Source organism: Nonomuraea sp. NPDC049725 (genome assembly GCF_040674795.1).
Lineage (GTDB): Bacteria > Actinomycetota > Actinomycetes > Streptosporangiales > Streptosporangiaceae > Nonomuraea > Nonomuraea ceibae.
Genome location: NZ_JBFANJ010000014.1, coordinates 120,856 through 133,065, shown reverse-complemented (window position 1 = coordinate 133,065; position 12,210 = coordinate 120,856). Strand labels below are relative to the sequence as shown.

General features: G+C 71.2%; 11 protein-coding genes. 6 read left to right on the top strand and 5 right to left on the bottom strand.

Features of this window, described 5'->3' with window-relative positions; all coding sequences use genetic code 11:
- Positions 1 to 626: 626 nt before the first annotated feature.
- Together AB0J53_RS32275 and AB0J53_RS32270 are read right to left on the bottom strand one after the other, a co-directional pair.
- A complete protein-coding gene (locus AB0J53_RS32275; RefSeq protein WP_364179395.1) occupies positions 627 to 1,745 on the bottom strand; it encodes a zinc-binding dehydrogenase in 1,119 nt (372 codons plus the stop codon).
- On the bottom strand, positions 1,738 to 2,688 hold the full coding sequence (locus AB0J53_RS32270) for a Gfo/Idh/MocA family oxidoreductase (RefSeq protein ID WP_364179393.1): 951 nt from the start codon (positions 2,686 to 2,688) through the stop codon (positions 1,738 to 1,740). Before AB0J53_RS32270 ends, AB0J53_RS32275 begins: the two co-directional genes overlap by 8 nt.
- Before the next feature lie 126 nt (positions 2,689 to 2,814).
- Between AB0J53_RS32270 and AB0J53_RS32265 the strand changes: the two genes are divergently transcribed.
- Complete coding sequence (locus tag AB0J53_RS32265) at positions 2,815 to 3,768, top strand: glucosyl-3-phosphoglycerate synthase (protein WP_364179391.1); 954 nt, start codon at positions 2,815 to 2,817, stop codon at positions 3,766 to 3,768.
- Positions 3,765 to 4,880 (top strand): glycosyltransferase, encoded by a 1,116-nt coding sequence (locus AB0J53_RS32260; protein ID WP_364179389.1) that lies wholly within the window; start codon positions 3,765 to 3,767, stop codon positions 4,878 to 4,880. Before AB0J53_RS32265 ends, AB0J53_RS32260 begins: the two co-directional genes overlap by 4 nt.
- Here AB0J53_RS32260 and AB0J53_RS32255 read toward each other — a convergent pair.
- The gene (locus AB0J53_RS32255) at positions 4,877 to 5,671 is read right to left on the bottom strand and encodes a universal stress protein (protein ID WP_364179387.1); all 795 of its coding nucleotides are present in this window, start codon (positions 5,669 to 5,671) and stop codon (positions 4,877 to 4,879) included. The genes AB0J53_RS32260 and AB0J53_RS32255 overlap by 4 nt on opposite strands.
- Before the next feature lie 77 nt (positions 5,672 to 5,748).
- Here AB0J53_RS32255 and AB0J53_RS32250 point away from each other — a divergent pair, with 77 nt between their 5' ends.
- Together AB0J53_RS32250 and AB0J53_RS32245 are read left to right on the top strand one after the other, a co-directional pair.
- Positions 5,749 to 6,051, top strand: a complete 303-nt coding sequence (locus AB0J53_RS32250; RefSeq protein WP_219505532.1) for a hypothetical protein — start codon at positions 5,749 to 5,751, stop codon at positions 6,049 to 6,051.
- 79 nt (positions 6,052 to 6,130) lie between these two features.
- Positions 6,131 to 6,679, top strand: a complete 549-nt coding sequence (locus AB0J53_RS32245) for a phosphatase PAP2 family protein (protein ID WP_364179385.1) — start codon at positions 6,131 to 6,133, stop codon at positions 6,677 to 6,679.
- Here the strand turns inward: AB0J53_RS32245 and AB0J53_RS32240 are convergent.
- Entirely contained in the window at positions 6,676 to 7,251 is a 576-nt protein-coding gene (locus AB0J53_RS32240) for a hypothetical protein (protein ID WP_364179383.1), read from the bottom strand. The genes AB0J53_RS32245 and AB0J53_RS32240 overlap by 4 nt on opposite strands.
- A 130-nt stretch (positions 7,252 to 7,381) precedes the next feature.
- Positions 7,382 to 7,804 carry a large conductance mechanosensitive channel protein MscL gene (mscL, locus tag AB0J53_RS32235; RefSeq protein ID WP_219505535.1) on the bottom strand — a complete coding sequence of 141 codons (423 nt, stop codon included), beginning with the start codon at positions 7,802 to 7,804 and terminating at the stop codon, positions 7,382 to 7,384.
- A 210-nt stretch (positions 7,805 to 8,014) separates the two neighbouring features.
- On the opposite strand from mscL, the gene glgX reads away from it, so the two are divergent.
- Positions 8,015 to 10,108: a glycogen debranching protein GlgX gene (gene glgX, locus AB0J53_RS32230; protein WP_219505537.1), complete on the top strand. Its 2,094-nt coding sequence runs from the start codon at positions 8,015 to 8,017 to the stop codon at positions 10,106 to 10,108.
- Entirely contained in the window at positions 10,101 to 12,209 is a 2,109-nt protein-coding gene (treY, locus tag AB0J53_RS32225; RefSeq protein ID WP_364179380.1) for a malto-oligosyltrehalose synthase, read from the top strand. Before glgX ends, treY begins: the two co-directional genes overlap by 8 nt.
- The last annotated feature ends 1 nt before the right edge of the window (position 12,210 follow it).

The window sequence follows — 12,210 nt, the reverse complement described above, 5'->3', positions numbered from 1 at the left end:
CCGCCGAGCGGCCCACCGACCGCGACTACGAGCGCTACACCGCGCTCGCCCGCGCCTACCGCGACTCCGGCTACCGCGACCCGGGTGACTTCCAGGTCGAGGACCCGCTGTTCAACGCCGCCTACGGGGTGGCCGAGCTGGCGCTGGCCGAGATCGCCGCCGAGCTCGGGCACGACCCCGGGCCGCACCGCGCCGAGGCCGCCCGCATCACCGCGGCCATGATCGAGCACCTCTACGACGACGGCCTCTTCCAGCCGCGCGACGTGCGCACCGGCTGCCTGATCCGCTCCGCCAGCGCCGCCGGGCTGGTGCCGCTCCTGCTGCCCGGCCTGCCGCGCGAGATCGCCAACGCGCTGATCGGCACCGGGCTGGACCGCTTCATGCTCAAGGACGGCGTGCTGCCCAGCTTTTCGCCCACCGCGCCCGAGTACGACCCCGCCCGCTACTGGCGCGGGCCGAGCTGGCTCAACGTCACCTGGCTGGTGTGGCAGGGGCTGCGGGAGCGGCGGGCCGACCTGGCCGACGCGCTGGCCGACGGCATGATCGCCGCCGCGACGCGCTCCGGGTTCCGCGAGTACTTCGACCCGGCCACGCTCGACGGCCACGGCTCGCGCGACTTCAGCTGGTCAGCGGCCCTCGTCCTCGACGTGGTCGCAGAGCACGGCCTGCACGGCATGCCGCCGGCGGCCCGCGAGGTCGGCCAGCAGCTGGGGAGCCTCGGCAAAGCCGACGACATCGGTGATCACGTGCCGGCGTAGCAGGTCGCCGCGCCGCCTGAGCAGGTCCACGGTCTCGTGGGACAGCCGTTCGCGGTCCCACGCGTGGGCCAGCCCGCGCGGCACCCGCCCGATCTGGGCGCACCGCAGCGACAGCCCGTTGTGGTGGAACTCCTCGCCGAGCCGCACCTCGTCGGCGCCGTGCGTGTAGAAGGCCAGGTCGATCGCGGTGCCCTGGGGCCGCAGCAGCTTGAGCGCCAGGGCCAGCGCCCTGGCCTGGCCGCGGCACTGGAAGACCACGTCCGCGCCCCGGTCGTTGGGGCCGTGCCGCCAGCGGCGTTTCAGCTCCACCGCCGGGTCGTCGGCGACCGACAGCGCGTCGGCGCCGAGCGCCTCGGCGACCGCCAGCCGGGCCGGCGTCTCGTCCACGACCACGACCTCCGCCGCGCCGTGCGCGAGCGCGAACGAGGCCGTCAGCAGGCCGACGACGCCCGCGCCCACCACCACGACGCGCCTGCCGCGCACGCCGTCGCCGAGCTGGTGCACGTTCTGGCCGTAGAGGTCGGCGGCGGCGTGCAGCAGGCCGTTGGCGCAGATCGGGCCCATGTGGGCGACGTAGACGCCGAGCATCGCGTCGAGGTCGCCGGGCAGCTCGACGAACCGGTCCTGCATCGGGTCGGCGACGTAGCCGGTGCGGTGCCCGTACGCCATCGCGACCAGCGCGCCCTCCTCGACCGCCCGGGTGCGGGTCTCGACCACCATGCCGACCTGCATGTAGCCGATGCCGCGCACCGGATAGGCCACCGACGGCGCGCCCCGCTGGAACAGCCCGAGCGCCGGGTCCCAGGTGGAGGTCAGGTACGGGTTGTCGCCCTTGACGTAGGTGAGCTCGGTGCCGGCGGAGATGCCGCTGTGGGTGGTCTCCACCCGGAAGCCGCCGTCGGGCACCTCGCCGAGCTTGTCCTCGGCCAGCGTCACCTCGCCGGGGCCCTCGATGCTCAGCACCCAGCCGTTCCCGTTGTCAGCCATCGACCATCACCGGCTCCCGTTCCCGCGCCGACCGCGCCAGGGCGAGCGCCAGCCGGTGGGTCTTCAGTGCCTCCCGGTACGGCGCCCGCACGTCGGCCTCCTTACCCTGTACGGCGTCGATGAACGCGCGGTCCACCAGTTCCTTGGCCCGGCCGCCGTCCTGCACCAGCTCCTGGCCGTCGACCATCAGCCGGGTCTCGCTCAGCTCCAGCGAGATGCCGTCGGCGCACACCTCCAGGCCCACCCGGTGCTTGCCGCGCAGCAGGCAGGTGGTGGCCAGCAGCCCGGCCGCGCCGCCCGCGAACCGCATGACCGCCGCCGTGGCCCGGTCGACCTCGCCGTCCATCGCGCCGTCGACGGGCACCGCGTGCACCATCGCCACCTCGCCCACCAGCAGCCTCGCCAGGTCCAGGACGTGAACGGCCTGCTCGACGGTCTGGCCGCCGGACATGGCGGAGTTCAGCCACCAGCCGACCGGGGGCACCTTGTCCATCCAGTGGCCCAGGGCGAGGCGTACCGGGCGCTCGCCCAGCAGGTGCCGGGCGCGGTCCAGGATGTCCAGGTAGCGCCAGTGGTGGCCGACGGCCGAGGGCAGGCCGCGGCGGTCGAGCTCGTCGGCGATCTTCTCGGCGGTGGCCAGGTCCAGCGAGAGTGGCTTTTCTACGAATATGGGGATATCGCACGACAGGACGTCGAACTCAGGGTTACCGTGCGCGAAAGGAGGCACACAGACATAGACGGCGTCCAGTTCGCCGGCCTCCAGCAGGTCGGCGTGGCCGCCATAAGCGGGGGCGCCATGCTGCGACGCCAGTGCTTCAGCCCTGCCGAGATCGGTGTCGGCGATTCCGGCGATCTTCACGTCGGGGAATCCGGACAGCACTTCCGCATGTCGAGCGGCGACATTACCGGCACCGATGATGCCGACGCGGGTTGTGGGGAACATAACCCGGCATATCCCACGTATTGCAGAAAACAAACAGACATGTTCGAAGACTCGTAGAGCGGGCAGATGTCGCCGACCGTGACCTCAGAGATCGGGGCTGACTGTATGGAGACAGATCTGCGAGCCTTGGCAAGGGTCGAGGAGTGGTACGGGCCGCACTCGAGCACCGCGGCCGACTGGCCGGTCGACGCCCTCCTCCTCGCCAAGGGGACGACCACCGTGAGCGTCGTGCTCCCGGCGCGCGACGAGGAATCGACCGTCGGTGACATCGTCACCACGATCCGCCGTGACCTGGTCGAGCGGTCGCCGCTCGTGGACGAGATCCTCGTCGTCGACTCGCACTCCACCGACGCCACCGCCGTCCGCGCGGCAGCCGCCGGAGCCCGCGTGGTGGCCCAGGACGCCGTGCTGCCCCACCTGCCCCCGCTGACCGGCAAGGGCGAGGCGCTGTGGAAGGGCCTGGCCGCCTCCACCGGGGACATCGTCGTCTTCGTGGACTCCGACCTGCGCGACTTCGACTCCCACTTCGTCTCCGGCCTGGTCGGGCCGCTGCTCGTGGACCGCCGGATCCAGTTCGTCAAGGGCGCCTACGAGCGGCCCTACACCGGCGAGGACGGCGTCGCCAGGCGCGGCGGCGGCGGGCGCGTCACCGAGCTGGTCGCCAGGCCGCTGCTCAACATGTTCTGGCCCGAGCTGTCCGGCTTCTGCCAGCCGCTCGGCGGCGAGTACGCGGCCCGCCGCTCGATCCTGGAGCGGGTGCCGTTCGTCACCGAGTACGGCGTCGAGTTCGGGCTGCTCGTCGACCTCCTCCAGGTGGCCGGGCTGGACGCGATGGCCCAGGTCGACCTCGGCTGCCGCACCCACAGCCACCAGTCGGTCACCGCGCTGGGCCGCATGGCCGGGCAGATCATGCTCACCGCCTGGTCCCGGCTGGAGCGCCAGGGCCGGGTGCTCGCCTCGCAACCTCCCGCGCACACGCTGCTGCAGTTCGGACTCGAAGGGCAGGCCGACGTGGTGGATGTGGCCGTGGCCGAGCGGCCACCGCTGGCCTCGCTCGTACTGGAGGAGGATGTGGCATGAACGTCCTGGTGAACGCGGGGCCGTGGCTCGCGGTGCCGCCTCCCGGCTACGGCGGGATCGAGAACGTGGTCGCCACGCTCGTCCCCGCGCTGCGCGAGCGCGGCGTGCGGGTCGTGCTGGCGACGGTCGGATCGAGCACGCTGGAGGCCGACGAGCACATCAGCGTCTTCCCCGAAGGGCAGTTCGCCCACCTGCAGAAGCCCTACAACCAGGTCATGGGCCTCGCGCACGCCCACCAGACGCGGCTGGCCGCCGAACTGCGCGGGCGCGACGACATCGACCTGGTCCACGACCACCTGGAGGTCGTCGGCCCCGCCGTGCTGTCCGCGCTGGGCGGCCCGCCCGTCCTGCACACGCTGCACTGGGACCTGCGCAAGCACCACGAGTTCTACTCCGCGTTCCCGCAGTCGATCGCCGTCAACGGCGTCTCACACTCGCAGCTCGCCCGTGCCCCGCAGGCGCTGCGCGAGGCCGCGCTCGGCGCCATCCACCTGGCCACGCCGCTCGCCGACCAGGACGTCCGGGTCGAACGGGGGGAGCACCTGGTGGTCATGGGCCGCGTCTGCGGGCTCAAGGGCCAGCACATCGCCGCCCGGGTGTGCCAGAAGCTCGGCCTGCCGCTGGTGCTGGCCGGCCCGGTCAGCGGGCTGAACTCACCCGCCGAGCTGGAGGCCGTCGCCCAGGACCCGGGCCATCCGCTGCACGGTCATCCCGACGTGCGCTACTTCGTCGAGCGCGTCACCCCGTACCTGGACGGCGACCTGACCCGGTGGGTCGGCTCGGTCGGCGGCGCCGAGCGGGACGGGCTGTACGCCTCCGCCCGCGCGTCGCTGTTCCCCATCCAGTGGGACGAGCCGGGCGGCACCGCCGTCGTCGAGGCGCTGGCGCTCGGCGTCCCGCCCATCGGGCTGCGGCGCGGCTGCCTGCCCGAGATCATCGAGCACGGCCGCACCGGCTTCCTCGCCGACACCGAGGAGGAGCTGGCCGAGTGGGTGCTGCGGGTGGACGAGCTGGACCCGGAGGAGTGCCGGCGTGAGGCCCGCCGCCGCTTCTCCCCGGCCGTCATGGCCGATCGCTACCTGGAGCTGTACGAGCGGGCCCGGCGCCGCTAGACGAAACCCCGGGGCAGCACCGCGACGGGGCAGGCCGAGGCGCGCAGCAGCTTCATCGCCAGCTCGCCGATGAACACCCGGTGCGGCTGGGCGTCCTCGCTGGCCGCGCAGACCAGCAGCTCGCCCGGCAGCCATTCGGCCGCGGCCACGGCGGCGGCCACGTCGTGCCCTTCGGCGACGTCCGCCTCGGCTTCGAGGCCGGTGCTCTCCCAGGCCAGGCGGACGGCCAGGGCCAGGTCGTCGCGGATGCGCTCCGGGTCGTCCGTGCGCAGGTCGAAGGTGATCAGCCGGAGCGGCACGCCGAGCCTGAGCGCGGCCTCCGCCACCCGGGGGACCGCCGCGTCGCACTGCGGCCGGTGCACGTACGCCAGCGTCAGCCGGGCGGGCCGCTCGGGCGGCGCGTAACCGGCGGGCACCGCCACCACCGCCTCCGGCGACAGGTGCAGCAGGTGGGAGGCGGTGCTGCCGAGGGAGATGAGCCCGTGCTGCCCGCCGTCGGCCGACCCGACGACGACCAGGTCGGCCTTGATGCGGCTGGCCAGCACGGCCAGGCCGCGTCCCGCGCCCCGGCTCTCGAACGCCATGAACCCGGCCGGGGTGTCCTCCAGCAGCCCGGCGGCGTGCGCCAGCGCGGCCTGCGCCTCGACGGCCAGCCCCGGGCTGCCCGGAGGGTAGATCGCCGCCACCGTGAGCTCTCCGCCGGTGATCCGCGTGATGGCGGCGCCCAGGGCGAGAGCGTCACGCCCGCCGGCGTCGTCGGTGTAGCCGACGATCACGTGCTCTCCGATCACGCATGCCCTCTTACCCGCTGTGACCAGGGAATACGCCGCCTTTTCAGGACGTTTCAAACATGCGGAGGCGTAAGAAAGTGAAGATCACTCTTGACACCAGGTTCAACGGCTCCCTCGGCCCGGTCACGCTGCGTGAGGCCGTAGCCCAGCTCAAGGCCCAGGACCTCGCCTGCACCGTCGCCCCGGAAACCGTGGCGGGCAAGGTCAGCGTGTTCGCCGACTGCGTCGAGCGCGGCTTCACGCCGCTGCGCAGCGAGATCATGGCCGCCTGTTACGTCGCGGAGCGCGACGCCACGACCGAGGCGTTCGACCGCGGGCTCATCACCGAGGGCGAGCTGCGCCAGCAGTATCTGGACCTCGATCGCAGGTTCCTCGCCTAGGTCGTCCTTTCGGCTGAGGCGAAGCCCAAGATCCATTCATAATGTCGTGTCCATCACCTGTTAATGGATTGGACACGAGTTGTACCGCGACATCGTCGACTTCGCACTCTCCACGCCCGCCTGGCTGCACACCTTCGCCGAGGTCGGCACCGACGGCGGGCTGTTCGTCTTCGCCGCGCTCTTCCTGCTCTGCTTCTGGCGGGCCCGCAACGCCCCCGCCCGTGACCTGGCGATCACCATCGCCGGCCCGGCCGGAGTGGTGTGCGCGTACGTGGTGAGCGAGGTGCTCAAGACCGTGGTGCGCGAGGACCGGCCGTGCCGGGGCGGGATCGCGACGATCGCCGCCTGCCCGCCGGTGGACGACTGGTCGTTCCCCAGCAACCACGCGGTCATCGCCGCGGGCGCGGCGGGAGCGCTGGTGCTGGCGTGGCGCACGCTCGCCTGGGTGGTCGTCCCGCTGGCGGCCGTCATGGCGTTCTCGCGGGTGTTCGTCGGCGTGCACTACCCGCACGACGTGGCCGCCGGGTTCGTGCTCGGCCTGGTGCTCGCGCCCCTGTTCGCGCTGCTGCTGGTGGGCGCCGTCACCCCGGTCGTCAAGCTGGCCCGGCTACGCCTGGCCGCCCGCTAGGCCGACCACTCGTGACGGGTCAGGAACCCCCGCTCGCCCGTCGCGTACTCGTGGAAGGCACGCCGCACCTCCTCCAGGTCCTCCACCAGGGTGCGGACCAGCGAGCCCTCCTTGTACTCCAGCTCGAAGCCCGGCGACACCTGGATGAAGTGGTGGCCGAAGGTGACCAGGGCTGTGAACGGGTTCTGCGGCGACATCGTCGCGAGCACGTCGTGCACCAGGCCCAGGTCCGGGTCGTGCACGATCAGGCCGTCGCCGGTGTGGAGCTGCATGCCCGCGTAGACGCCCAGCGGCGCGACGTTGTGCACCAGGTCGCGCTGCGGGTCGTAGCACACCAGCCCGTGCGCCCGCGCGGTCGCGAACACCTGGGCCGACATCTCGTCCATGGTGTCCAGGTCCATCGTCACCAGCACGTGATCGTCGTAGGCGGTGACGATCCCGGGCAGCTCCTTGGCGATCTCCGGCAGCTCCCCGCTGACGGGCTCGGTCTTCTTGACCTCCAGGTACGCGGCCCGCGCCCGGTCTCTGGAGATAGGGGCGGGCTCGTCCCAGACCATCAACTCAACGCTCACCCGTCCATCTTGTCGAACTGTCGCCGCACTTGGTGCGGTAGTGGCCGTAAGAACACGAAACCCACGCCCAGCGCGCCCGTCGTCCGCGTGGCGTCGGCGTGGTGGGTCGCATCTTTTCCGGATATGTCGGTTATCGGTCCGGCTTCTCGGAGGCCGGGACCAGCTCCACCGTGCAGTGCATGCACCGGCGCGCCTCGGCCGGGATGTCGCCGACGCACTCGGGGCACTGCTTGGTGGCCGCCTTCTCGTTCCGGTCGAACAGGCTGATCAGCCGCGTCATCGGCATCACGACCAGCCAGTACACGATGGCCGCGATCAGCAGGAACGTGATCAGATGGTTGACGAAGTCGCCGTACTTGAACTCGCTGCCGTTGACGGTGAAGGAGTACTCGGCGAAGTTCGGCTGCCGCCCGCCGGTGACCGCCCCGATCAGCGGCGTCACCAGGTCCCTGACCAGCGCTTGCACCAGCCCGCTGAACGTGGCCCCGACGATCACCGCGACCGCCAGCTCCACGATGTTTCCGCGTAACAGGAATTTCTTGAAACCACCCATGGAAGGGCTATGTAGCCGGGCAAAAGCGGACCAAACCCTCATGCTGGAGTACGTGGGCCGCCTCCCCAGCCGCGCCAGGGGAGGCGGCCCACCCGTTTTGCCGCAGCCTTGAGGTGATCGTCCGGAGGGCCGGGGAAGGAACGTGATGCCCCACGGCTTGTCCGGGGGAGCGGGGGAACGGAACATGGGAGAGACCGTGAGGGAGCCTCGATGATCGAAGTCTGGCCGGGAGATCCGTATCCACTCGGGGCCACCTACGACGGCGCGGGCACCAACTTCTCGCTCTACACCGAGGTCGCCGACGCCGTCGAGCTGTGCCTGTTCGACGACGACAACAAGGAGTCCCGCGTACGGCTGAGCGAGGTCGACGGGTTCATCTGGCACGGCTACCTGCCGGGCATCGGCCCCGGCCAGCGCTACGGCTACCGGGTGCACGGCCCCTACGACCCGGCGCGCGGCCTGCGCTGCAACCCGGCCAAGCTGCTGCTCGACCCGTACGCGATGGCGATCGAGGGCGGGGTGACGTGGAACGAGGCGGTCTACGGCTACCGCTTCGGCTCGCCCGACACGCGCAACGACAAGGACTCCGCCCGGTACGTGCCGCGCTCGATCGTCATCAACCCGTTCTTCGGCTGGGGCCACGACCGGCCGCCCGCGACCCCGTACCACGACACCGTGATCTACGAGGCGCACGTGCGCGGGCTGACGATAGGGCATCCGAAGATCCCCAAGCACCTGCGCGGCACCTACGCGGCCCTCGGCCACCCCGAGATCCTCGACCACCTGACCAAGCTCGGCGTGACCGCGCTGGAGCTCATGCCGGTCCACCAGTTCGTCACCGACCACATCCTGGAGCAGCGCGGGCTGTCCAACTACTGGGGCTACAACTCGATCGGCTTCTTCGCCCCGCACAACCGCTACTCCAGCCAGGGCCAGCGCGGCGGGCAGGTGCTGGAGTTCAAGGCCATGGTGCGGGCGCTGCACGAGGCCGGCATCGAGGTCATCCTCGACGTCGTCTACAACCACACCGCCGAGGGCAACCACCTCGGGCCGACGCTCAGCTTCAAGGGCATCGACAACCCCGACTACTACCGGCTCGTGCCCACCGACAAGCGCTACTACGTCGACACCACCGGCACCGGCAACAGCCTGCTCATGCGGTCACCGCACGTGCTCCAGATGATCATGGACTCGCTGCGCTACTGGGTGATCGAGATGCACGTCGACGGGTTCCGCTTCGACCTCGCCTCGACGCTGGCCCGCGAGCTGCACGAGGTCGACCGGCTGAGCGCCTTCTTCGACCTGGTCCAGCAGGACCCCGTGCTGTCCCAGGTCAAGCTCATCGCCGAGCCCTGGGACGTCGGCCCCGGCGGCTACCAGGTGGGCAACTTCCCCTCACGCTGGACCGAGTGGAACGGCCGCTACCGCGACACCATCCGCGACCTGTGGCGCGGGCAGCCGGCCACCATGCCGGAGTTCGGCTACCGGTTCACCGGCTCCAGCGACCTCTACCAGGCCGACACCCGCCGCCCCGCCGCCTCGATCAACTTCGTCACCTGCCACGACGGCTTCACCCTCCAGGACCTCGTCTCGTACGACCACAAGCACAACGAGGCCAACAAGGAGGGCAACCGCGACGGCACCGACGACAACCGGTCCTGGAACTGCGGCGCCGAAGGCCCGGCCGACTGGGCCGTCGAATCCCTGCGCGAGCAGCAGAAACGCAACTTCCTCACCACGCTGTTCCTGTCGCAGGGCGTGCCGATGCTCTCCCACGGCGACGAGCTCGGCCGCACCCAGCAGGGCAACAACAACGGCTACTGCCAGGACAACGAGATCACCTGGGTCGACTGGTCCGACGTCAGGGAGAACTGGCTGCTGCTGGAGTTCACCCAGAGCCTGGCGGCGCTGCGCAAGAAGCATCCGGTGTTCCGCCGCAGGAGGTTCTTCTACGGCAAACCGGTGCGCGGCCTGAGCGACATCGCCTGGCTCACCCCGTCCGGGGAGGAGATGACCGACAGCGACTGGAACGTCGGCTACGCCAAGTCGCTGGCCGTCTTCCTCAACGGCGACGCCATCACCGAGCCCGACCGCCGCGGCCGGCCCATCAGGGACGACTCGTTCCTGCTGCTGTTCAACGCGCACCACGACACGATCAGGTTCACGATCCCCAAGGACTACGGAGAGATGTGGCAGACCGAGATCGACACCGCCATGCCGATCAGGCTGGACGTCCGGATGTGCCGGGCGGGCGAGGGAGTGGCCGTGCCCGGACGCAGCGTGCGGGTGTTGCGCCGTGTCTAGGCCGATCTCGACCTACCGCCTCCAGCTGACCCCCGACTTCGGCTTCGCCCAGGTCGCCGACCTCGCCGGCTACCTGCGCGACCTCGGCGTCACCCACGTCTACCTGTCGCCGATCCTCCAGGCCGTGCCCGGCTCCCGCCACGGCTACGACGTCACCGACCACTCCCGCGTCCGCGAGGAGTTCGGCGGCGCGCAGGGCTTCAGGGAGATGGCCCAGCGGCTGGCCGCCCACGACCTGGGCATCGTCCTCGACCTGGTCCCCAACCACATGAACACCGAGAACGAGCGGTTCATGGCCGTGCTCCGCGACGGGCCCGGCTCGCCGTACGCCCGCTGGTTCGACATCGAGTGGGACGGCGGCAAGGTGGCGCTGCCGGTCCTCGGCGACGACACCGACCCGGCCGAGGCCGAGCGCGGCTACCCCCAGCCCGGCCACCACAAGCTGGTCGACTGGCGGGAGGGCCCCGGCTACCGGCGCTTCTTCGACGTCTCGACGCTGATCGGGCTGCGCGTCGAGGACCCGGAGGTGTTCTTCGCCACCCACGAGGTGATCTTCTGGCTGCTCGACGAGGGCCTCGTCGACGGACTGCGGATCGACCACCCCGACGGGCTCGCCGACCCGCGCGGCTACCTGGAGGCGCTGCGCGCCAGGACCGGCGGCGTGTGGACGGTCGTGGAGAAGATCCTCATCGGCGCCGAACGGCTGCCCGGCGACTGGGCGTGCGACGGCACCACCGGCTACGAGGCGCTCAACCGCGTCAACGGCCTGTTCGTCGACCCCGAGGGCAAGGCGCCGCTGGTCGAGCTGTTCACCCGCCTGACGGGCGAGCCCGAGGACTACCACGCGGTCATGGCCAGGGCCAAACGCGAGGTCATCGACCTGTTCTTCGGCCCCGAGGTGCGCCGCCTGGCCCGCGCCGCCTCCTGCACCCCCGAGGCCGCCGCCGAACTGCTCGCCGCCATGCCCGTCTACCGCGCCTACGTGGTGCCCGGCGAGCCGCCGCCGCGCCGGTCCGTGGAGATCGTCGAGCAGGCCGCCGCGGCCTGCTCACCCGCCGTCCGGCCGCTCGTCCAGCAGGCCCTGTACGGCTCGCCCGAGGCGATCATCCGCTTTCAGCAGGCGTGCGGGCCCGTGATGGCCAAGGGCGTCGAGGACACCGCGCTCTACCGGTGGTTCCCGCTGTCGTGCCTGAACGAGGTCGGCGGCGAACCCGACCTGTTCGGGCTCTCCGCCGAGGAGTTCCACGCGTTCTGCGCGAGCATGCCGCCCCACTCCATGACCACGCTGTCCACCCACGACACCAAACGCTCCGAGGACGTGCGGGCCAGGCTGTCGGTGCTGTCGGAGCTGCCCGAGGAGTGGGCCGAGGCCGTCGCGGGCTGGTCGGCCGAGCTCAGCTTCGACCGCCACCTCGACTACCTCGCCTGGCAGAACCTCATGGCCGCCTGGCCGATCTCCGCCGAGCGGTTCACCGACTACCTGCTCAAGGCCGCCCGCGAGGCCAAGACCGCGATCTCCTGGATCCGCCCCGACCCCGGCTACGAGCAGCGGCTGCGCGCCTTCGCTGAGGCCGCGGTGCGGCTGGACGTGGGCGCGTTCACCCGGCGCATCGACCCCTACGCGATGTCCAACTCGCTCGGCGCCAAGCTCGTGCAGCTCATGATGCCCGGCGTGCCCGACGTCTACCAGGGCAACGAGACGACCGACTTCTCCCTGGTCGACCCGGACAACCGGCGGCCCGTCAGCTTCCCCCGCGAACCCGCCACCGAGTGGGACGCGGCCAAGCTCCTCGTCACCACCCAGGCGCTGCGGCTGCGCCGCCGCCTCGAACCCGCCGCCGCGTACACCCCCATGAGCGCCGAAGGCGACGCCGCCGAGCACGTGATCGCCTTCGCCCGCGGCGACCGGCCCGCCGCCGTGGCCGTCGCCACCCGCCTGCCCGTGCGCCTGGCCCGGCGCGGCTGGGGGGCCACCACGCTGACGCTGCCGCCCGGCTACTGGCGCGACCTGCTCGCCGGCGGCCGGCACACCGGCCGCGTCCCGCTCGCCCACCTGCTCGGTACGTATCCCGTCGCACTCCTGGAGAGACATGATCTTTGAG